The sequence below is a fragment of the Sphingobacterium sp. UGAL515B_05 genome (assembly GCF_033097525.1).
Taxonomy (GTDB): Bacteria; Bacteroidota; Bacteroidia; order Sphingobacteriales; family Sphingobacteriaceae; genus Sphingobacterium.
The window spans coordinates 1,101,065-1,121,944 of record NZ_CP109907.1 but is presented as its reverse complement, the minus strand read 5'-3'; the positions used below and the strand labels follow the sequence as shown (position 1 = coordinate 1,121,944).

Here is a 20,880-nt window from a genome sequence, read left to right as displayed (position 1 = left end):
TTGTTCTCAATTCTGATACTTAATCTCGCCAAAGGTACGGAAATAACAACAAAGAAATAGTGATGGTGATTACATTAATTGCAAGTAATACGATTATTTCTTTGCTGCTGGAAGCCCTTTCCAGGCCTTCTATTGCATTGCGGGAAAGTTTGATTAATACGATTAATAGCGGGATGATGGCGGGGAAACTCAAGATGGCCATTAAGGTACTGTTGTTGCCTGCTTTGGAACTGATCCCGGAGATCATGGTAAAAACGGTAGCAAAACTAATGCTGCCCAAAATGACCGAAATGAAGTAAAGGGTCGGATCACCGACAGGGTTTCTGAATATCGTCGAATAGACAAAATAGGCAATGATGGCCAGCAGGGTCATCATCATCATATTGTAAATGACTTTCGCTAAAATGATCGCTCTGGGATCGACCAGTGAATAATAGTAAAGTTGTCGGTTTGGGTTTTCTTGGACGAAGCTTTTGTTGATTGCATTGATGGAAGCAAAGAGCATAATGATCCAGAATAATGCATTCCAAGTAGCCGTATCAACTGATTTGAATGCTTGGTAGCAAACGAAAACAGTTGATACGACATATAGTAGAATTCCGTTAATAGCATATTTTGAACGCCATTCCAGAATGATGTCTTTAAGAATTAAAGTTTTTACCTGTTGCAGCAAAGTCATATGCAGCAAAGATACAAATGTATTTTGACCACGAGAGTGACCAGAACCATCAATTCTTAAAAAAGCTATTTTTTTACTTATGCGTTAGAAATTTTGGACTTTGCAGCATCAGTTGTATTGTCGATTTTGCTTGCCAAATTTTGAGCGGCATTATTGGCGTGGTCCAAAGCTTCTCTGCCGGCTTCTTTTGCTTTGTTTTTCAGTGCATCTGCATCATCTGACGCCTTGCTGAACGCTGCTTGTGCCTTTGCTTTCAAATGGTCTAGTTCAGCCGAAGCTCTGTTAGCGAGTTTTTGTGCCTTTTTAGCTTCTTTTTTTGAAAGATCTTTCAATGACTTAGTTAAGCTTTTAATGCCATCATTTGCACGATCTAATTGTTTTTTTCCATCATCAGTTCCTAAAAGATACCATGCAGCAGCTCCCGCAGCTAATCCTACCAAAGCAAATGCCACTAATCCATTTTTGCTATTTTTCATAATTCTTCTATTTTGTTATATATTCAAATGATAATCAAGTATGATACCAAATGAACAATCACCGGGTGAATTTGTTTAAAAAGAATCAATAATTAACAAAATTTTACATATCAATTTTCTGCTGTTTTGACTGCAGATTATACAGATGCTGATAGAGACCGCTTTCTTTTTGGAGCAGTTCAAAGTGAGTGCCGCTTTCAGATACGATTCCATTTTCGACAACGATAATTTTATCGGCATCAACAATGGTCGATAGTCGGTGCGCAATAATGATCGAGGTGCGTCCACGCATTAATTCCTCCAATGCCTCCTGTACCTGTCTTTCTGACTCTGAGTCTAAGGAAGAGGTGGCTTCATCCAGGATAAGAATTGCAGGATCTTTTAAAAGCGCACGGGCAATGGCAATGCGCTGGCGTTGACCACCGGAGAGTTTAACGCCACGTTCACCAACAATGGTGTCATAGCCTTCAGGGAAATTTAAAATAAACTGATGTGCGTTGGCACGTCTCGCAGCTGCTATAATTTCATCTTCTGTAGCCTCGAGCTTGCCATAAGCTATATTTTCACGTATTGTCCCGCCAAATAACAAAACATCTTGTGGTACGATAGCGACCTGATTGCGGATATCACAAAGCTCAAAATCGGATGCCGGTCTGTCGTCGTAACATACTTCCCCTTTTTTTGCTGTGTAGAATTGCAGAATCAGTGAAGCTATTGTTGATTTTCCGGTTCCACTTGGGCCAACTATGGCGATTTTATCACCCGCATTGGCTGTAAAGTTGATGTCTTTGAGGATTTCAATATCGGGACGGCTTGGGTAGGCAAAGGAAACATGATTGAAGCTTAATTTACCGGTCATGGTCTTGTGGACTTCCTTGCAAGTCGGCTTTACATTAAGGTTTTCTTGTGGCTCATCCAAAATTTCCAGAATCCGTTCACTCGCTCCCAAAGAGCGTTGGATATTGGCATATAACTCAGGAAAACTGCCCATAGAACCGGCAACAAACATCGAATATAGAATATAGGTCGTTAGGTCGCCTACTGTCATTTCATGGATAGAAACTAATGCTGCTCCATACCAGATAACTGCGATCACAGCACCGAAAATACAGAAGATAATAAAAGAGGCAAAAGCCCCCGGAAGGTAGCTCCTTTGACCGCTAATTTCACGACTGAATCCATCTGATTACTGTAACGGTTGAATTCGAAATATTCATTCACAAAGGCTTTTACGTTGCTTATTCCCAACAATGTTTCTTGAACGATACTATTCGACTCGGCCATTTTATCCTGTGCTTGTCGCGACAATTCGCGGATAAATTTTCCAAAAATAATAGCAGCCACAACGATGATCGGTAAAATACAAAGGTTCATGAGCGCGAGTTTGGGTGATACCCAAACCAATAAGAACACACCAAAGCAAAGGCTAATCAATTGACGCAAAATCTCGGCGAGCGTTGTTGTCAAGGTGTCTTGAATCTGTGAAAGATCTGCAGACAAGCGGCTGTTTAACTCCCCGACGCGGCGATTGGCAAAAAACTCTATGGGAAGTGAAATCAGCTTAAGATAGGTGTCTTTGCGGAGGGCGGCCAAGGTCCGCTCTGCAATTTCAACAAAGATTCGGATTCGAAAAAAAGAAACGACCGATAAAAAAGACAGAATAATGAAAGCTATTCCGCCGATATAATAGACCTGTGGTGTAAGCCATGGATAGGTTTGTTTGCCTTGGGCGGCGTCAATCATAGCGCCGAGCAAGGCCGGAAACGCCAGCATGGCCAAGCTTGATAAAACCAAGAAAAACATGCCGATCCCAAATTTAAACCGATAGGGTTTTAAATAGGTCATTATTTTTGCCGCTCTCAAAAGGAGCTCTTTATTCAATTTTGGTTTTGGTAGATCTTCTTCTTGTTTATTACCGCTGTTGAATCCTCTTGCCATATCCGCTACTTCAAATTTTGTTGCGAGGACAAATGTAAAGAGATTAAAAATATTTTGCTATCATACTTTAGTCAATTTTTTAAACAGAATCGTACATTCTCTATTTTAAACAGCAGTTTTAAGCGGAATGCCGTTATGCAGATGCTTATTGCTGTGGCGCTTTATTTTAAATTTTGTTGTTTCGAAGCTGTTTGTTGCGCTTTAAATCTATAGCATAAATATCCTAATACGGCGATAATAAGTAAAGCGATATAGAGCAGTATATTGCCTATACCTCCGTTGCCGGATGTTTTGTCAATCTGTGCCCGTAGCTTTTCGTTTTCTTTTTGAAGTTTGCTTATGGTGCCTATATAGGCTGAGACCTGTTTGTCGTAATCGGTTGCCAACTGTTGAAACTTGTCTTTTTCAAAATCTTTGATTTTCAATAGTTTTTGGGTTTCCAGGAAAATGTTGTTATCGGTGATGACGATATCTTTAAGGATATCGATGCTCTTTTGCATGTCACCCTTTGATTTGAAAAGACCAAAAAGTCCTGTTTTTTGTGTGAGGCTCGTGTCATAAGCCCCGAATTTCTGTTGACGGGCATCGAGTAGGTCATTTACACGGCTTCGTTGTACCTCAAAAGAGCTGGAGTCTGGGTTGTTTTGCGCCTTGGCCTGTCCAAAGAAGCAAAAAAGAACGGTGATTGGAAGTAGGAAGCTTAAGAATTTCATCATGTATTTGGACGATCTATTTATCAAATGTTTAGTTTAAACTAACGTTCATGGTAAAATTTTATTTTGCCATGATGGTACGCCTACAATTTTAGCGCTGTGGTCAGTTTGACCAAGGGGAAAAAAAGAAGCGAATGAACCAAAGATGAATTTATGAAATTAATCTTTAAATTCGATACGAATTACATTGGAGTCGTCGTCATGAAGCCCGAGTAGCTGACTTGCATTTCCTTTGTTGATGGCGATTTCAAGGTAGTTGGAAATACCAAATAAACAAAGTTTCTCTCCTTCTCCCACTTCGTTGTAGTGCCAGGAAAGATTGGTAATGGTTTCATTACGTTTGAAATAGAGGACAAAGTGCCTTCCTTTTTGAACTTTATTGAATAGATCTTTTGAGATATTGGTAATGGCGTTGCCGAAAGCATCCACATAAATAACGTTGCCTCGGATCATATCTTTGTCGAAGATAGGCTGCAAAGTTACTTTTTCAATGAGCTGTTGCATTGGAGTTCCGATTTCTTTCAGTTTGCCCCCCTTGGCAATATGACAGGCGGATTTTGAAAGGATATCTGCAAGCGGAAAGTGAAGATACCGAAGGTCTTGCATTAAGTTGAGCTCATAGAGTTCCTGTGGTTCATTACCATTCAGCAATAGACTGAAAATACCGTTGTCGGCCCCGACGAAATAATGATCGTTGTATTTCATGCCGATATATTTTGACTCTTCATGAAACAGGGTATTAATTCCGATAATGTGTACGGTTCCCTTCGGGAAATAATGATAAGCGTTACCTAATACAAAGGCTGCCCGAGGGATATTGAAGGCTGGGATTTCATGGGTAATATCAACAATATTGGCATCAGACAACTGCGATAAAAGACTACCTTTTAGCGCGGCTTGATAAAAATCTTTGTGTCCTAAGTCTGTTGTTAATGTAATTACTGCCATTGTAATCTAATCCTAGATCGAATTGCTGTCGAATTCCCTTAAATATACCTTTAAATTTATCTAAATAGTGGACAAAATTACTATTTATCAGATGATTTATAAAGCTAATTGGATAACTTATTTTGAATCGCTCTTTTTTCGATTGATATACACAAACATAGCGAAGATTTTATGTATAATGAAATCTTCTTGTGTCGTTGTGGAGTGTTTCCATGAGCTTCTAAATCATCGTCTTTTGTACAGTGTATATTCTTGGTTGTTTCGTTAGAATACGTTAATTTTGAATAGTATTATACAGCAACGATATTGTGTAATGGCTACAATCTAATTAATTCTAAATAGGATAAAATTTGAACGAATTACTAATTGCATTAGATGGTCTGAATTTGCCCATATTATGGGGAGCAGACAATGAGCACTTCGATTATTTGAAGAAGCAATTCCCAAAACTGCGGATTGTAGCTCGCGGAAGTGAAATGAAGGTGTTGGGAGACGCGAAGGAATTAGATCTGTTTGAGCAATCGTTTAAGGAAGTCATGGCTCATCTGGAGAAATTTAACAACATTACTTTATTGGATTTTGAAAATCTCCTTGGAGCAAGTGCAGGTTCTGCAGTCCAACAAGAAAAAGAACTTGCGGCCAAACATGCAGCCTTTGGATCCGAACCGATTGTGTATGGACCTAATGGTCTTATTGTACGTGCACGTACGGCCAACCAGCGGAAGATGGTGGATAGTATTTCGAAAAATGACATCTTATTTGCGATCGGACCAGCGGGTACAGGAAAGACCTATACGGCGGTTGCATTAGCTGTTCGGGCACTTCGCAATAAAGAAATCAAAAGGATCATTCTAACAAGACCTGCTGTAGAGGCCGGCGAAAATCTCGGTTTTTTACCTGGCGACTTAAAGGAGAAGGTAGATCCCTATTTGAGACCGCTTTACGATGCCTTGGACGATATGATTCCAGCAGAGAAGCTAAAAGGTTATCTGGAAAACCGGACCATTGAGGTCGCTCCTTTAGCATTTATGCGTGGACGAACACTAGATAACTGCTTTGTGATTCTGGACGAAGCTCAGAATGCAACGGATATGCAGCTGAAGATGTTTTTGACACGTATGGGGCCGACGGCAAAATTTATCGTTACAGGTGATATGACACAGGTAGATTTACCGAAAAAAAATCAATCTGGATTGTCTACTTCGATTCGTTTATTGGAGAATATCGAAGGAATAGACATTATCCACCTCAGTGGCGGAGATGTGGTTCGCCATAAATTGGTTCGCCGCATCCTCGAAGCCTATGGTGATATTTAAATATTAAAAGGCAAATAGAGCCGAGCGAGCTCTTAAATTAATGCGCTGCATCTATGAATGCCATTAAACGCAGTCATAGATGAACAATTACTTACATTTGAATTTTACTTTGAACATGAATGCTATAAAAGAAACAAATTTCAATTTCGACAATCAGACTGCTTTTTACCGAGGAAAAGTACGTGACGTATATACGATTGCCAATACTTATTTGGCGATGGTTGCCTCAGACCGTATTTCGGCATTTGATGTGGTACTCCCACGTCCTATACCCTATAAAGGGCAGGTGTTGAATCAAATTGCGGCCAAATTTTTAAAGGCTACGGCTGATATTATTCCAAATTGGGTTGTATCTGTTCCGGATCCAAGTGTAACTATCGGTCAAATGTGTGAGCCGTTTAAAGTAGAAATGGTTATTCGGGGTTACTTGTCGGGGCACGCTTGGCGTGAATATGCTGCAGGCAAACGTGAAGTATGTGGTGAGGCATTGCCAGAAGGACTGAAAGAAAATGACAAACTGCCTGAGCCAATTATTACACCGACAACAAAGGCTGCTGTTGGACATGATGAAGATATTTCACGTGCCGATATCTTGAAAAAAGGTATCGTAAGCGAGGAAGATTATGTTCAATTGGAGCAATATACCAAAGCGTTGTTCCAAAGAGGAACTGAAATTGCGGCGCAAAGAGGGCTAATAATGGTGGATACAAAATATGAGTTTGGAAAAAAAGACGGAAAAATTGTGCTGATCGACGAAATTCATACACCAGATTCCTCCCGTTATTTTTATGCAGAAGGCTATCAGGAACGCCAGGAAAAAGGGGAGCCACAAAAGCAATTGTCGAAGGAATTTGTTCGCAAATGGTTAATCGAAAATGGCTTCCAAGGGAAAGACGGTCAGGTCGTTCCGGAGATGACCGATGAGATCGTGGCTTCCATTTCTGAACGTTATATTGAGCTATACGAGCATATAGTCGGAGAGAAGTTTGTGTATCCAAATCAGGAAAACGTACTGGAACGTGTGGAAAGAAATGTGGCAAACGCCTTGAAAACGCTAAATTATTAGTACATTGTATCCTCAAACAAAGGAGATAGACTAATGAAGTATACCATTGATAAGCACGATCGCTATATTGTCATTGAACCTCATGTCGATGTGATTGACGCGGATAATGCCGCCAAACTCAAAGGGGAGTTTTTGTTGCGGAATACAATTGGACAACGGAATATTGTTTTGGATATGATCCACGTTAAGCAGACGGACGAGGTAGGTATCCGTTTAGGCGTACTTGCCCATCGCTTATGTCAGTCTGTTGGTGGCATATTTATTTTGGTTAATCTTTGTCCAACGCTAATGGATATGGTTCGTGTGTCGCATTTGGATAAATCGCTGAAAATAGCACCATCTTTAAAGGTTGCGGAGGATTTAATCTTTGCACACGAATTGGAATCTGAGTATCGTGGGGCAATTGAGGATTAATTATGAAGTTTGAAGTTCTGATATTAGGAAATAGCTCGGCGACGCCCATGTTTGATCGTCATCCGACTAGCCAAGTGCTGAACTTTAATGAGCAATTGTTTTTGATAGACTGTGGAGAAGGCACACAAATGCAACTCAGCCGCTATGGCATCAAAAGTAATCGCATTGGACATATATTTATTAGCCATTTGCATGGGGATCATTATTTGGGCTTGGTGGGGCTGCTTTCATCGATGCACCTTGTCGGCCGAAAAAGTGATCTCCATTTGTATGGCCCGCCTGCGTTAAAGGAAATTTTAGACGTGCAGTTTTTGCATTCCGAGACTATCTTACGCTATAATCTTATTTTTCATCCGATTTCACCGGAACAGCCTGGCGTTATTTTTGAAAACAGAACATTAAAAGTAAGTGCTTTTCCATTAAAGCATCGTATTGCCTGTACCGGCTTTCGTTTTGATGAGGGACCCCGCGCGCGAACATTGTTGGGCGATGTCGTGCAGGAATTAAATATACCTACCGCCTATTTTCCGATGATCAAAAAAGGATTTGATTACGTCGATGAAACCGGTACAGTATATCGTGCAGACGACCTGAGCCTTCCTGCTCCCTTATCGCGCAGTTATGTGTATTGTTCGGATACCGTACGGACGCCAGAATATCTGCCTTATGTGCAAAAGGCTAATCTGATGTATCATGAGTCTACATTCTTGCACGATATGGTTGATCGCGCAAAAGAGACGTTTCACACAACAGCGCTGGAAGCTGGAGAAATCGCCCGGGAAACTCACGCAAAGAAGTTGCTATTAGGTCATTATTCAGCTCGGTACAGAGATTTAAATCCTCTATTGGAAGAAGCGAGAACTGTATTCCCAAATACGGAACTCTCTGTGGAAGGTAGATGGTTTTCCGTCTAGTTTTTTTGATTTTTCTCTTATATCCTAGCGATTAACGGGTAAAGACCACTGAAATAGCGATAGAGGAGAAGTAATCAGGACCCCGAAACGAATAGATACAAGCAAACTATCAGGTAGAACAAGCTGATCAAAGCAACTGAACATCCAATAGTCGCCTATGAATAATTGCTTATTATATTGCATATGATGAACAATTTATCTAAGTTTACGGCTCTAATTTTTTTATAATGGATAATCCATTCAACTTAAACAACCTACTACGGGAAAATATTAAGAAGCTCGTACCTTATTCATCCGCAAGAGATGAATTTAAAGGGGAGGCATCCATATTGATTGATGCCAATGAAAATCCTTTTGGATCCCCCTTAAACCATGATTACAACCGATATCCAGACCCTCTCCAACATCAAGTTAAAGCAAAACTTTCTAAAATAAAAGGTGTACCATCAGAGCATATCTTTTTGGGAAATGGAAGTGATGAAGCTATTGATATTTTATACCGTGCATTTTGTACCCCTGGTGTTGACAATGTCATATTAGTTCCGCCAACCTACGGGATGTATGAAGTTTCTGCGAACATCAATGATGTTGCTTTCAAAAAGGTAAACCTTACTGCTGATTACCAGCTGGATTTGGATGGTATTGCCAATGCAATAGACGCACATACTAAACTGATTTTTATCTGTTCTCCAAATAATCCAACAGGAAACTCAATCCGTCGTCAGGATATTGAAACGATCTTGAATAATTTTCAGGGGCTTGTTGTTGTCGATGAGGCTTATATTAATTTTTCTGCTGTCAAGTCATTTACGCAAGAACTGGCTGAATATCCCAATCTAGTGGTCTTGCAGACTTTGTCTAAAGCTTGGGGACTTGCGGCCCTACGTCTGGGCATGGCTTTTGCCAGTAAAGAGATTATAGCTGTTTACAATAAAATAAAACCACCATACAACATTAACCAGGCTACACAAGATATTGTATTGGAGGCCTTAGATCAGGTTGATCAAGTCAATGACTGGATCAAGGAGACGGTGGCGGAGCGCGAGAAACTCGTGCGTGAATTGCTCGAACTGGACTATGTACAGCATATTACACCTTCTGATGCCAATTTTATTCTGGTCAAGATGGAACAGCCACGTGAAGTTTACGATTACCTGGTTCAGTACGGAATTATCGTTAGAGATAGATCCAAAGTCGAACTGTGTGAAGGCTGCCTGCGGATCACCGTTGGAACACCTGCAGAAAATCAAATATTGTTAGAAAAACTTAATCAAATCAATAAATAATACTATGTCTGATAACTTAAAACGTGTACTGTTTATAGACCGCGATGGAACATTAATTTTGGAACCTGAAGACGAACAAATCGATTCTTTTGCCAAATTAAAATTCTATCCTGGTGCTTTGCAGTATCTTCCACGTATCGCAAAGGAGCTGGATTTCGAATTGATCTTGGTTTCCAACCAAGATGGTTTAGGAACGTCTTCCCATCCGGAGGAGAATTTCTGGCCAGTCCATCATTTTGTGATTGATACGTTTGCAGGAGAAGGAGTAGTGTTTGCTGAGGAACATATTGATAAAACCTTTCCACACGAGAATGCGGAAACCCGAAAACCGGGAGTTGGTATGCTTGGAGCTTATTTTGATACGTCGAAATACGATTTGAGCCAATCCTTCGTCATCGGCGATCGTGTGAATGATGTTAAATTAGCACAAAACCTCGGTGCAAAGGCAATTTGGCTGCGTGCTAACGATCAATTAGGTGCTTTGGAAAACCTTGCGATAGATTCAACTGTTATAGCTTTAGAGACAACAGATTGGAAGACGGTGTATGAATTCCTTAAATTGGGTACGCGCACTGCCGAACATCATCGGAAAACCAATGAAACGGATATTTTTATTCAGTTGAATTTGGATGGTTCGGGTAAGTCTGATATCGAAACAGGATTGCCGTTTTTCGACCATATGTTGGATCAATTGGCTAGACATGGAGCACTTGATTTGACCATTAAGGCGAAAGGGGATCTTCATATCGACGAACATCATACCATCGAAGATACGGGTATCGCACTGGGTGAAGTCTTTTTGAAGGCTTTAGGGGACAAACGTGGAATTGAGCGCTATTCCTATACGTTGCCAATGGATGATTGTTTGGCTCAGGTGGCATTGGATTTTGGTGGTCGCAACTGGATTGTGTGGGATGCGGAATTTAAACGCGAGAAGATCGGCGATATGCCTACGGAAATGTTTTTCCACTTCTTTAAGTCGTTTTCAGATGCTTCACGATCGAATTTAAACATTAAAGCGGAAGGTGACAATGAGCACCATAAGATCGAAGCGATTTTCAAAGCTTTTGCTAAATCTATCAAGAAAGCAGTAAGACGCGATGCCGACCATATGCAATTGCCAAGTACAAAAGGAGTATTGTAAGATGATAGGAATTATTAATTACGGTGCAGGGAATATTTTCTCTTTGACAGCAGCACTGGATCGTGTTGGGCTTACCTATGGTATGGTCAATACAGCCGATGAGATCGATCAATACGATCGTATCATCATTCCTGGAGTGGGGCATGCTGGCGCAGCAATGGACAAACTACAGGAATCAGGATTGGTGCCTTATATCAAAAAGCTAAAAAAGCCTGTATTGGGGATTTGTGTTGGTATGCAATTGCTGACGGCTTTTTCAGAAGAAGGAAATGCCGAAATGTTAAAGCTATTTCCTTTGAAGACGTTACATTTTGATGCCGAAAAGTCGGGTAAAGTACCACATATGGGCTGGAATAGTGTTTCTGTGCCAACAAATAGTCCTTTATTTGCACATATTGAAGATCAGACTTATTTTTATTTTGTCCACTCGTACTTTATCGAATTCGATGCGACATATACCGCGGCAAAATGTGTCTATGGACAGCCTTTTTCGGCTGCAATTTCTAAAGACAATTTCTTTGGCGTACAATTTCATCCGGAGAAATCTGGAAAAGCAGGAGAGCAGCTGTTGCTCAATTTTTCAACTATTCAAATTGATTAAAAATATTCGACTATGTATATCATTCCAGCAATAGACGTCTTGGACAAAAAAGTTGTCCGTTTGAGAGAGGGTAACTACAATGACGTTACAACGTATGCGATTAGTTTAGAAGAGCAAATCGAAACCTACCGTGCAAATGGTACGGAACTCGTCCATATCATTGATTTAAATGGTGCAAAAGGAGACTTCAGCAATCAGGCCTATTTATTTGATATCATCCAAAAGACGGATATGAAGATTCAATATGGCGGTGGTGTTAGAAGCATAGAAAAGGTTAAAGAATTGGTAGATGCAGGTGTTTATCGCGTTATTGTCGGAACACAGGCAATCACAAATCCTTCATTCTTGGAGGAACTGGCTACACTGAACGAAGGTAAAGTAAAATATGCAGACCACATCGTTATCGCAATTGACGTATTGGATGAAGTTATCAAATACTCCGGATGGTTGGAAAGCTCGCCAATCAAATTGATCGAATATATTGATAAATGCTTGGTTTTAGGATTCTTTAGGTTCTTATGTACCGATATTAGTAAAGATGGTAAATTGGGCGGTGCAGGTGTTGAATTGTACCAAAAGTTGTTGAGCCATTCTCCAATTATCAAGTTAATTGCTTCTGGCGGAATCAGTTCAATGGATGATATTCAGAAACTTCAGGAATTGGGCGGAGTAGAGTCTGTTGTCGTTGGTAAAGCAATCTATGAAAATAGAATCTCGATCGATGAAATCAAAGATTGGAATTTAAAATCGCTAATCAGATTTTAAAATGCTGGCAAAACGTATAATTCCCTGTTTGGATGTCAAGGATGGGCGGACTGTAAAAGGAGTCAATTTTGTGGATCTGCGCGATGCGGGTGATCCCGTTGAATTGGCCTATGAATATTCTCAACAAGGGGCTGATGAACTCGTTTTTCTGGATATCACAGCGACACATGAGGAGCGGAAAACGACAATTGATTTAGTCAAAGCGGTCGCACGTCAGGTGAATATTCCTTTTACAATCGGCGGTGGTATCAATGAAATTAAAGATGCTGACATCCTGTTGAATGCAGGGGCAGATAAAATTTCCATCAATTCCGCGGCGGTACGTAACCCCGATCTTATCAATCAGATGGCAGCCGCTTTTGGAGCACAATTTGTTGTGGTTGCTGTCGATACCCGGTCCATCGAAGGTCAGCATTTTGTCCATCTGAGTGGCGGACGTATTAAGACGGAATTGAACACAGCAGATTGGATTCTTGAAGCGCAGGAACGTGGAGCGGGAGAGATCCTGCTGACCTCAATGGATCATGACGGAACAAAAAATGGCTTTGACAATGGTTTTTTAAGAACAATAAACGACCAGATTCATATTCCACTGATTGCTTCTGGCGGAGCTGGTAATCAACAGCATTTTGTGGATGTTTTTCAACAAGCTAACGTGGATGCTGCCCTGGCGGCATCGGTCTTCCATTATGGTGAAATATTGATTCCCGATCTTAAAGCTACTTTGCGTCAAAATGGAATTGTCGTAAGATAGGAAACAGGATTGAAGACCGATGAGCAAAGAGCAGTAAGTCATACACTTGCTGAATGAAGTCCGGAGAAGTTAAACGAGAGCTCATGGCTCTTCGAAAATAATTAAAAATTGAAATACTAAAATCATGTTAGATTTTGCAAAAAGTGACGGCCTCGTTCCAGTGATTGTGCAGGACTTCCAAACGTTGGAAGTGTTGATGTTAGGCTATATGAACGAGAAAGCTTGGGAGAAAACACAAGCAGAAAAACGTGTTACGTTTTTCTCCCGCAGCAAAAATCGCCTTTGGACAAAAGGAGAGGAGAGTGGAAACTTTTTGAATGTAAAAAGCATCCATGTTGATTGTGATAAAGATACTGTTTTGATCAAAGCAGAACCAATGGGGCCGACCTGTCATACCGGGAGCAGAAGCTGTTTCAGTACGGACTTCAACCAAAACTTTCTGTTGGAGTTAGAGCGTATTGTCAACCATCGCTATGAACACCCTTCTGACGAATCGTATGTCAATCGCCTGCGTTCTCGCGGTATCAATAAGATTGCGCAAAAAGTTGGCGAGGAAGCCGTAGAAACAGTAATTGCAGCATTGACAGAAACAGATACTGATTTTATCAATGAAACTTCAGACTTACTGTTTCATTTGATCGTATTGTTGCGTGAGAAAGGATTTTCTTTGGAAACAATTGCGAAAAACCTCGAGAGCAGACATCAATAGGTCGCTGATGGCACATCTTACCTCGTGCTCCTAGCTCACTTAAAATCGGATGATGGCAACACCGTTGAATAAAATCCGGAGCCGGGAAAAGGCTTTAAGCTAAGATGACAAAATAATCTAAGAAGTGCAGTATATTTGTGGATATACTGCACTTCTTGTTTCTACCGACGAACACTATGTATTGCTGTATTGATCTTTAGCGGATCACAGTTCGGTCGGCGGAAAATTTAATCCTACAGCATAAAAAAATAGATATGAACTATGCGATCTGGATAGAGAATGAGTTTTACCGAAATTACTATGGATATTACATTAAAATCAACATTACCAGGACATCAAAACCCTATTTTTTGTGTAGAAAAGGGCTACCACCCGAATACTTTTTTTACCGCTGGTAACGACAAGGGTGTTGTTGAATGGGATATTGAAAACAATGCGTTTAAACGTATTCTCTGCGCGGTAAGTTCATCGGTTTACGCTTTACGGATGATATCGGGAACGCCCATTCTAGCCATAGCCTTGCGCGAAGGCAAGCTGCTTTTGGTACATGTAGAAGAGCAAAAGCTTGTAGCAAGCATACAACTAAGCACCAAAGCTATTTTTGCATTGGCTTATATGTCCTGGAAAAATGAGCTTCTGGCAGTAGGTGAAGAGGGTACATTGTATGTCATTGATTTGGAAACGTATAAAAATATTTACGAAAAACGTTTATCCTCAACAACAATTCGAGCAATTGCAATTGATGAAGGACTTGGACGAATAGCATTGGGCGATAAAGATGGACAAGTTTATATGTTGGACAGTGCTGACTTTCATGTTATTACTGAATCAAAATTGCATAGTATGCCCGCAACGTCGCTGGCATTTGTCCATAATAAATTGCTAAGTGGGGGGAGGGATGCGCAATTGGTGATTTCAGACCCAAATCAATTGACAACTCATTTTTCCTTTGTACCACATCTTTTTACCGTATACGGAATATATCCTCATCCTAAAGCACCAATTTTTGCAACTGTCAGTCGGGACAAATCGTTAAAATTTTGGTCCACAGCCGATTTCGCACTATTGAAAAATATAAGTCGCGAGAAGATGCAAGATGGCCATCATTTATCTGTAAACGCAGGTGCATGGTCCGAAAATGGACAATATTTCTTTAGTGTCGGCGATGACAAATTAGTGAAGGTATGGGAATTTCATTTATAAAAGATTGGGCAGAAGGTACGGACTAACTGAGCAGTTAAAAAAATAGATTTCTTCTGTAGCGAATTCATAATTATATCGTTAACTATGGTAATTATAAATTTAATTGACCTTATAGTTATATTTTATGAAAAGAATTTGGCTTATCTTATTAGGCTGTATAGCGCTTTCGGGCTGTGATAAAATCGAAAGTAAAGGAATGTACCTGGCTCGCGTGCCCATATTTGAAACAATGGAAAGTATACGGGCTAAAGCTAATCCCGTAAGTAGTCCTACCACAATTGTTCAACCTGGAAAGATCTATATTTATCAAGATTACCTGTTTATTAATGAGCCGGGGAAAGGTATTCATATTTTTAATAATGTCGATCCGTCAAAACCTCTGGCGATATCGTTCCTGAGTATCCCTGGCAATGTGGATCTTGCGGTTCTAGATGGAAAACTGTATGCTGATAGTTTTACAGATCTGTTGACCTTCGATCTTGAAAACCCTGCATCTCCCAAATTATTGACACGGAATAAGGATGTGTTTAAGATGTTGCTTCAAATGGATTACTTCAATAACACTGCCGATCGCATCATTACAGGATTCCGGGACAGTCTGGTAAGCTATAGCCAAAAAGATAAATATTCACCCTATGGCCGAAAAGATATTGTGTATAATGAGACCAATTCGGGATCTGGAAAAGGAGGATCTATGGCGCGATTTACCATTGCCAATAAACACCTGTATGCTGTAGATCAAACAACATTACACCTTTTTAACGTACAGAATGCAAGTAAACCGGCCTATGTAAAGGATATCAAAGTAGGCCCTGGTATCGAAACAATTTTTCCTTTTAAAAACAGCCTGTTTATCGGCTCCAATACAGGCATGGTGATTTATGATATCACGACGGCATCTGCTCCCGTAGAACTGTCACGTTATGCACATATTCGTGCCTGTGATCCTGTCGTTGTCAATGAGAAATATGCCTTTGTAACCTTACGTGCAGGCGTGGTATGTGGTGGACTGCAGAATTTGTTGGAAGTTATCGATATTCAAGATCTGAGAAAACCGATGTTGAAAAATACCTTCACTTTGGAGAACCCCTATGGCCTGGCGCTAGCAGACCAAACCTTATATGTCTGTGATGGAAAATTTGGATTGAAGTCATTCGATGCCAGTGATGTCAGCCAAATAGGTAATAAGCTTTTAGAAACTCACAAAGATCTGACGAGCATGGATGTTATCGCTGGACCAAAATCGCTGATCGTTGTTGGAGAAAAAGGTGTACATCAATACGATTATAGCAATAAAGCCAAATTGAATGAATTGAGCATTATTCCTGTTATTAGATCCAATTAAGAAACTATTTCAAGCGCTTCATTATTCTGATATGAAAAGACTTTCGATTGCCATTTTGGCTCTCTTCGGGTATTTAACTGTTGATGCCCAAACAAAAAAATATACAAATCATAATGAATTTTCGGTTATTACTTATGGCCCAGCTTTTCTCGAATCTGGATTTGGTCTGCATACATTCCATGGGGTGCAGCTCCATGAAAATATTGCTCTGGGTTTAAATACAGGGGTGGATAGGTATCCTGTAAGCAATGAAGGATCAAAATGGTTTTTACCACTCTCAGCCAAAGTGAATTATGTGGAATTCCCTGACAGAAAACGTAGTTTTTTTGCAGGATTGGATTTAGGCTATAGTTTTGCTTTCTTGAATAAAAATCTAGTAGAGAACAATTTAAAATATGAATATCAGGGCGGCTTGTTGGTAAATCCACAGCTGGGTTGGCGCTTTAAATTTAAGAATTCAGCGAAATATTGGTCTTTGGCAACGGGATACCGGTATCAGCACTATAGCCGAAAGGAGACTTATACGCGACCCTCAGGAAGTTTGCCAGACACGAGCATAGGATATGGAACAACACAAATGGATAAAAAATATGATCTGCACCGTTTTACTTTACAGGTAGGATTTGGTTTTTAGGTATCGATCGGATGTTTTTTTGTATTAACAGGTGTCGATAGCATGAAATGTAAAAAAATAGCGTAAGTATAGGGTTCGTTTTTCAAATCTAGGCCGATACTAACGCTATTTCACTCTTTTTGTGGAGCTTACTTATTCGCTGTCTAAAAGCTGTAATACCTGCGTAAGGTATTTCTCATCGACTTCATCAAAACTATTTAATTCACTGCTATCAACGTCCAGCACACCGATAATCTGTCCCTGTTTAAAAACGGGTAACACTATTTCGGACCGCGAGAGCGAACTACAGGCAATGTGTCCCGGAAATTGCTCCACATCAGGAACAATCAATGGTTTTTCCTGTGCCCAAGCACCCCCACATACGCCACGGCCTTTCTTGATACGTGTGCATGCAACGGGTCCCTGAAAAGGGCCTAATACGAGCTCGTCTCCATCAACAAGATAGAAACCAACCCAGAAAAAATTGAATTGTTCTTTCAGTGCTGCAGCGATGTTAGCCAAATTGGCAATTTGATTAGGCTCGCCTTGTAAAAGTCCTCCAATCTGAGGAAGTAAATTTTGATATTGTTCTTCTTTGCTACCTTTAGCTATCTGTAAATCCTCTGCCATAAAAATCTATGTATAAAAAATAATCATGCATTTGCTATCAGGATTACAATTGCCAAGCATGTTTTGCCTGTCCGGAAAGCTTCACGGCATATTGAGTGCCAACCTGCATGAAATGAAAAAGCGCTAATACGCTGTTCAAAGTTAACAGAATATTAGCGCTTTCTTATCAGGCAAATGTTATTATTTCTTGGTGTTGATAATATTCACCCGAATGTAGTTGCTTCTTTTGCCGGAAGGCGTTACAACAACGGCTTTGAAAACACGTTCCTTACTATTAGGAACCGTAATTTTCACTGGACCTGTATATTCTAAATCCAATTCTGAAGGATCGTAGTTGTCCAATGTGTAATAAATTTTGGCCCCTTCAACAGATGGTTTCAAACCTTTGATCGTATATTCCGAAGCATATACAGTGGTATCTGTTATGCCATATACTTCCGGTACACGATAGAACGTATTGGTTTGGTCAAGTTTAGCCAGCTGATTTGCTGCACGCTGTTCTGAGAAATTTTTCCAGTTCTTTTTCTCTGGCTGTGTCCAGGCAATTTCAGAAAGCGCCAACACGCGTGGCAGCACTGTAAATTCGACTTTATTTGATGATCCAATATACTCTGTCCAAATATTTGCTTGTACACCTAAAACGTGTTTCTTGTTGGTTTCAGCAATTTTGCTAGGCATTGGGTCTGACGAATATACTTTGCTCAATGTGGAAAGTCCGCCGATGCTTAAAGGTTCTCTGTTTTGATCAGGACCTTGTTTGTGATCAAAATATAAACCATAGCTGTTTGCCATAATGATCACATCGTGACCTTGATTGGCTGCATCAATTGCGCCTTGATCGCCTCTCCAGCTCATGACCGTCGCATTAGGCGCTAAACCGCCCTCTAAGATCTCATCCCATCCAATGATACGTTTACCTTTACTATTGATGTATTTTTCCATACGTTGGATAAAATAGCTCTGTAACTCGTGTTCATCTTTGAGGTTGTTATCTTTGATTCTTTTTTGACAAAATGGACATGTTTTCCATCTCGTTTTTGGACACTCATCACCACCGATGTGGATATATTCGCTAGGGAATAAGGGAATGACTTCATCAATTACATCTTCCAACAATTTGAATGTCTCTTCTTTTCCGGCACAGAATACATCGTCAAACACTCCCCAAGTCTGAGCAGCTGTGTAAGGTCCTGGCTTATCACCACAGCCCAATTCTGGATAAGCCGAAAGTGCTGCTAATGCATGTCCAGGCATCTCGATTTCGGGTATAACCGTTACATATTTAGCTTTTGCATAGGCAACCACTTCTTTGATTTGGTCCTGGGTATAGAAACCACCATAAGGTGTGTTGTCATAATCGCCATCTGTCTTGTAGTTACCCAGCAGTGTTTGCTTGCGGTAACCGCCAATTTGAGTCAATTTTGGATGTGATTTGATTTCTATACGCCAGCCTTGGTCGTCTGTCAAATGCCAATGAAATGTATTCAATTTGTAAGATGCCAGAATATCAATGTATTTTTTTACAAATTCCACGGGAAAGAAGTGACGGCCAACATCGAGATGTAATCCACGATAGGCAAAACGAGGTTCATCCTGGATGGAAGCTTGTTGAATTTCTATGCTGGCCTTTTTATCTACAGGTAGCAGTTGGATCAACGACTGCATACCATAAAATAGACCGGCAGCTTTTCCGCTAATAGTTGCGCGGTCTGAACTTATGTTAAGTTCAGACGCTTCAGCATTAGTGGATTTTGCGTTTTTGGAGGAGAAATAGATCGTATTGCTGCTCGCTGATTTCACTACTGATAAAGTGAGATTGTAGTTGCTTTTTAGGAAATCCTGAAACAGCGTTGCAACTTTTTTGTCCTCTTCGCTATCAAAGGCGATTTTGGTGTTAGCGTTGATTTTAAACGTACCATTTTTAATTTGAACCTGTTGCGGTAATGGCACAATGTTCAAGGTAGCATCTTTCTTTTCTTGCGCAAATACTGCTGCTCCTATACTTAGAGCCAGCGCAAGTGAAAATAGTTTCTTCATGCGTGAGATTATAACTGAAATAAGAAGTCCTAAAAATAGGTGAATAAATACGTTTTAGCAAAGAGGAAATGTAACAAATAGGGTATGAAAACACTGCTTACAGTGTTTTTGGCCACTTAGAAGTAGTTTGTGTGATCGCGTTTTTAGGGTAGATCAATCGTTTGTTTAGCCTGTTAAAGAGGGGCTTTTTACTTCGGGAAATAGTAGCTAAATCTAGGTGAAAAAATTTATGTCTTTTAACTGTATCTACCTGTGCTCTACTGAGCAGCTGTTCAGTAACGGGCACAACGGAATTTGCTTTTCTGGTAACAGTCCCTTAAATACCATATTAAAGATGGCCATAATGGCTGATACCAAGTTCGGATTAATCACAATTTTAAAACAGTTTTTAGACAGTGATCATTCAGTGTTTATTCAGTCTACACTGACTGATCACTGAGCAAGCACTGAATGATCACTGAACGATCACTGAACAAGCAATGTCAAAAGACCGGATTTGGTTCCTATTTAATATCCGTTTGCTGAAGCTAAAAGTCAAAGGGGAAAAAAGGAAATTGCTATGCCTTTGTAAAGAATAAATCGCCGTTGTGATGCTTCCTTTTAGGCCTCGATTTATTGCAAAACTGAGGTCCGGGAAATGACAAAGGAACCCGAAGGTTCCTTTATATCTTTGCGTTATAGCGTTAGCAGTAGGTATCCGTTATCTAAGATTAATATCGGATATGTTCAGCAAATGTTTATGCATTAAAGTCGTTTCAGTGCTAATTTGATCATATCCTCTACGGAAAGATTGCTTTCGGTCTTTAAAATGGTATTTAAGACCTTCTCTGCCGCGGCTTTGTTGAATCCGAGCATAACCAGTGCTGATAAAGCTTCTTCTGGTACAGATTGGGATTGGATAGGTGCTGCCAAAGCTTCGAAACCCTGTTTTTTTAATTTATCCTGAAGTTCCAGGATAAGACGTTGTGCTGTTTTAGGTCCAATTCCTTTAATCTTTTGAATTAGGGCAACCTGGCCATTGACGATGGCAGACTGGATCTCATCCGGTGTGTTTGACGATAGGATCATCCGGCCTGTATTGGGGCCAATACCGGAAACAGAGATCAAATTTTCGAATAATTTTTTCTCGCCTTCTGTCGCAAAGCCATAAAGCGTATGTGAATCTTCCCGAACTTGAAGTGAAATAAATAGTTTACAATTTTCCTGATCCTTGATTTGGGAGAAGGTATAAAGAGAGATGTGGACATAATAACCAATCCCACTCACGTCAATAACAACATGAGTGGGGGCTTTATATGCTAATTTTCCATTGAAATATTCGTACATAGT

At 40.2% G+C, this 20,880-nt stretch carries 22 protein-coding genes; 13 read left to right on the top strand and 9 right to left on the bottom strand.

What is annotated here, in order from left to right; genetic code table 11:
• Positions 1-19: 19 nt before the first annotated feature.
• The 6 genes from OK025_RS04445 to OK025_RS04420 all read right to left on the bottom strand — a co-directional run bounded on the left by OK025_RS04445 (position 20) and on the right by OK025_RS04420 (position 4,754).
• Positions 20-679 (bottom strand): heme exporter protein CcmB, encoded by a 660-nt coding sequence (locus OK025_RS04445; protein WP_046672334.1) that lies wholly within the window; start codon positions 677-679, stop codon positions 20-22.
• A 77-nt stretch (positions 680-756) separates the two neighbouring features.
• A complete protein-coding gene (locus OK025_RS04440; protein WP_317668474.1) occupies positions 757-1,155 on the bottom strand; it encodes a hypothetical protein in 399 nt (132 codons plus the stop codon).
• Positions 1,156-1,258: 103 nt separating this feature from the next.
• Positions 1,259-2,251: an ABC transporter ATP-binding protein gene (locus tag OK025_RS04435; RefSeq protein WP_317668473.1), complete on the bottom strand. Its 993-nt coding sequence runs from the start codon at positions 2,249-2,251 to the stop codon at positions 1,259-1,261.
• Positions 2,248-3,093: an ABC transporter transmembrane domain-containing protein gene (locus OK025_RS04430; protein ID WP_317668472.1), complete on the bottom strand. Its 846-nt coding sequence runs from the start codon at positions 3,091-3,093 to the stop codon at positions 2,248-2,250. The genes OK025_RS04435 and OK025_RS04430 overlap by 4 nt, the downstream gene beginning before the upstream one ends.
• A gap of 161 nt (positions 3,094-3,254) precedes the next feature.
• Positions 3,255-3,809: a hypothetical protein gene (locus OK025_RS04425; RefSeq protein ID WP_317668471.1), complete on the bottom strand. Its 555-nt coding sequence runs from the start codon at positions 3,807-3,809 to the stop codon at positions 3,255-3,257.
• A gap of 156 nt (positions 3,810-3,965) precedes the next feature.
• Positions 3,966-4,754 carry an S-adenosyl-l-methionine hydroxide adenosyltransferase family protein gene (locus OK025_RS04420; protein WP_286778475.1) on the bottom strand — a complete coding sequence of 263 codons (789 nt, stop codon included), beginning with the start codon at positions 4,752-4,754 and terminating at the stop codon, positions 3,966-3,968.
• 350 nt (positions 4,755-5,104) lie between these two features.
• On the opposite strand from OK025_RS04420, the gene OK025_RS04415 reads away from it, so the two are divergent.
• The 13 genes from OK025_RS04415 (at position 5,105) to OK025_RS04355 (ending at position 16,905) form a co-directional block, all read left to right on the top strand.
• On the top strand, positions 5,105-6,070 hold the full coding sequence (locus OK025_RS04415; RefSeq protein WP_046672338.1) for a PhoH family protein: 966 nt from the start codon (positions 5,105-5,107) through the stop codon (positions 6,068-6,070).
• 115 nt (positions 6,071-6,185) lie between these two features.
• Positions 6,186-7,136, top strand: a complete 951-nt coding sequence (locus OK025_RS04410; RefSeq protein WP_317669756.1) for a phosphoribosylaminoimidazolesuccinocarboxamide synthase — start codon at positions 6,186-6,188, stop codon at positions 7,134-7,136.
• Between the two features lie 33 nt (positions 7,137-7,169).
• A complete protein-coding gene (locus tag OK025_RS04405) occupies positions 7,170-7,550 on the top strand; it encodes an STAS domain-containing protein (RefSeq protein ID WP_046672339.1) in 381 nt (126 codons plus the stop codon).
• Between the two features lie 2 nt (positions 7,551-7,552).
• Positions 7,553-8,464, top strand: coding sequence for a ribonuclease Z (locus tag OK025_RS04400; RefSeq protein ID WP_317668470.1), 912 nt, complete (start codon positions 7,553-7,555; stop codon positions 8,462-8,464).
• Positions 8,465-8,691: 227 nt separating this feature from the next.
• Complete coding sequence (gene hisC, locus OK025_RS04395; RefSeq protein WP_075990985.1) at positions 8,692-9,750, top strand: histidinol-phosphate transaminase; 1,059 nt, start codon at positions 8,692-8,694, stop codon at positions 9,748-9,750.
• A gap of 4 nt (positions 9,751-9,754) precedes the next feature.
• The gene (hisB, locus tag OK025_RS04390) at positions 9,755-10,894 is read left to right on the top strand and encodes a bifunctional histidinol-phosphatase/imidazoleglycerol-phosphate dehydratase HisB (protein WP_317668469.1); all 1,140 of its coding nucleotides are present in this window, start codon (positions 9,755-9,757) and stop codon (positions 10,892-10,894) included.
• Between the two features lies 1 nt (position 10,895).
• Complete coding sequence (hisH, locus tag OK025_RS04385; RefSeq protein ID WP_317668468.1) at positions 10,896-11,495, top strand: imidazole glycerol phosphate synthase subunit HisH; 600 nt, start codon at positions 10,896-10,898, stop codon at positions 11,493-11,495.
• Between the two features lie 12 nt (positions 11,496-11,507).
• On the top strand, positions 11,508-12,260 hold the full coding sequence (locus OK025_RS04380; RefSeq protein WP_317668467.1) for a HisA/HisF-related TIM barrel protein: 753 nt from the start codon (positions 11,508-11,510) through the stop codon (positions 12,258-12,260).
• A 1-nt stretch (position 12,261) separates the two neighbouring features.
• On the top strand, positions 12,262-13,014 hold the full coding sequence (gene hisF / locus OK025_RS04375; RefSeq protein WP_317668466.1) for an imidazole glycerol phosphate synthase subunit HisF: 753 nt from the start codon (positions 12,262-12,264) through the stop codon (positions 13,012-13,014).
• A gap of 124 nt (positions 13,015-13,138) precedes the next feature.
• Positions 13,139-13,723: a bifunctional phosphoribosyl-AMP cyclohydrolase/phosphoribosyl-ATP diphosphatase HisIE gene (gene hisIE, locus OK025_RS04370; protein WP_075990989.1), complete on the top strand. Its 585-nt coding sequence runs from the start codon at positions 13,139-13,141 to the stop codon at positions 13,721-13,723.
• Between the two features lie 300 nt (positions 13,724-14,023).
• Complete coding sequence (locus tag OK025_RS04365; protein ID WP_317668465.1) at positions 14,024-14,926, top strand: WD40 repeat domain-containing protein; 903 nt, start codon at positions 14,024-14,026, stop codon at positions 14,924-14,926.
• Between the two features lie 124 nt (positions 14,927-15,050).
• The gene (locus OK025_RS04360) at positions 15,051-16,271 is read left to right on the top strand and encodes a hypothetical protein (protein WP_317668464.1); all 1,221 of its coding nucleotides are present in this window, start codon (positions 15,051-15,053) and stop codon (positions 16,269-16,271) included.
• A gap of 31 nt (positions 16,272-16,302) precedes the next feature.
• Positions 16,303-16,905, top strand: a complete 603-nt coding sequence (locus OK025_RS04355; protein ID WP_317668463.1) for a hypothetical protein — start codon at positions 16,303-16,305, stop codon at positions 16,903-16,905.
• Between the two features lie 132 nt (positions 16,906-17,037).
• Here the strand turns inward: OK025_RS04355 and OK025_RS04350 are convergent, their stop codons facing one another.
• The 3 genes from OK025_RS04350 to ruvA form a co-directional block, all read right to left on the bottom strand.
• Positions 17,038-17,514: a GAF domain-containing protein gene (locus OK025_RS04350; RefSeq protein ID WP_317668462.1), complete on the bottom strand. Its 477-nt coding sequence runs from the start codon at positions 17,512-17,514 to the stop codon at positions 17,038-17,040.
• A 180-nt stretch (positions 17,515-17,694) separates the two neighbouring features.
• Positions 17,695-19,551, bottom strand: coding sequence for a beta-N-acetylhexosaminidase (locus OK025_RS04345; RefSeq protein WP_317668461.1), 1,857 nt, complete (start codon positions 19,549-19,551; stop codon positions 17,695-17,697).
• A gap of 744 nt (positions 19,552-20,295) precedes the next feature.
• Positions 20,296-20,877, bottom strand: coding sequence for a Holliday junction branch migration protein RuvA (gene ruvA, locus OK025_RS04340; protein WP_317668460.1), 582 nt, complete (start codon positions 20,875-20,877; stop codon positions 20,296-20,298).
• Positions 20,878-20,880: the final 3 nt, after the last annotated feature.

What these genes read in the sequence shown, in the direction of transcription:
- OK025_RS04380 (WP_317668467.1), top strand. Translation starts at nt 11,508, where the DNA reads ATGTATATCATTCCAGCAATAGACGTCTTGGACAAAAAAGTTGTCCGT.
- OK025_RS04430 (WP_317668472.1), bottom strand. Translation starts at nt 3,093, where the DNA reads ATGGCAAGAGGATTCAACAGCGGTAATAAACAAGAAGAAGATCTACCA.
- OK025_RS04350 (WP_317668462.1), bottom strand. Translation starts at nt 17,514, where the DNA reads ATGGCAGAGGATTTACAGATAGCTAAAGGTAGCAAAGAAGAACAATAT.
- hisF (WP_317668466.1), top strand. Translation starts at nt 12,262, where the DNA reads ATGCTGGCAAAACGTATAATTCCCTGTTTGGATGTCAAGGATGGGCGG.
- OK025_RS04410 (WP_317669756.1), top strand. Translation starts at nt 6,186, where the DNA reads ATGAATGCTATAAAAGAAACAAATTTCAATTTCGACAATCAGACTGCT.
- OK025_RS04420 (WP_286778475.1), bottom strand. Translation starts at nt 4,754, where the DNA reads ATGGCAGTAATTACATTAACAACAGACTTAGGACACAAAGATTTTTAT.
- OK025_RS04400 (WP_317668470.1), top strand. Translation starts at nt 7,553, where the DNA reads ATGAAGTTTGAAGTTCTGATATTAGGAAATAGCTCGGCGACGCCCATG.
- OK025_RS04365 (WP_317668465.1), top strand. Translation starts at nt 14,024, where the DNA reads ATGGATATTACATTAAAATCAACATTACCAGGACATCAAAACCCTATT.
- hisH (WP_317668468.1), top strand. Translation starts at nt 10,896, where the DNA reads ATGATAGGAATTATTAATTACGGTGCAGGGAATATTTTCTCTTTGACA.
- hisIE (WP_075990989.1), top strand. Translation starts at nt 13,139, where the DNA reads ATGTTAGATTTTGCAAAAAGTGACGGCCTCGTTCCAGTGATTGTGCAG.
- OK025_RS04440 (WP_317668474.1), bottom strand. Translation starts at nt 1,155, where the DNA reads ATGAAAAATAGCAAAAATGGATTAGTGGCATTTGCTTTGGTAGGATTA.
- OK025_RS04425 (WP_317668471.1), bottom strand. Translation starts at nt 3,809, where the DNA reads ATGATGAAATTCTTAAGCTTCCTACTTCCAATCACCGTTCTTTTTTGC.
- OK025_RS04405 (WP_046672339.1), top strand. Translation starts at nt 7,170, where the DNA reads ATGAAGTATACCATTGATAAGCACGATCGCTATATTGTCATTGAACCT.
- OK025_RS04345 (WP_317668461.1), bottom strand. Translation starts at nt 19,551, where the DNA reads ATGAAGAAACTATTTTCACTTGCGCTGGCTCTAAGTATAGGAGCAGCA.
- OK025_RS04355 (WP_317668463.1), top strand. Translation starts at nt 16,303, where the DNA reads ATGAAAAGACTTTCGATTGCCATTTTGGCTCTCTTCGGGTATTTAACT.
- hisC (WP_075990985.1), top strand. Translation starts at nt 8,692, where the DNA reads ATGGATAATCCATTCAACTTAAACAACCTACTACGGGAAAATATTAAG.
- OK025_RS04445 (WP_046672334.1), bottom strand. Translation starts at nt 679, where the DNA reads ATGACTTTGCTGCAACAGGTAAAAACTTTAATTCTTAAAGACATCATT.
- hisB (WP_317668469.1), top strand. Translation starts at nt 9,755, where the DNA reads ATGTCTGATAACTTAAAACGTGTACTGTTTATAGACCGCGATGGAACA.
- OK025_RS04360 (WP_317668464.1), top strand. Translation starts at nt 15,051, where the DNA reads ATGAAAAGAATTTGGCTTATCTTATTAGGCTGTATAGCGCTTTCGGGC.
- ruvA (WP_317668460.1), bottom strand. Translation starts at nt 20,877, where the DNA reads ATGTACGAATATTTCAATGGAAAATTAGCATATAAAGCCCCCACTCAT.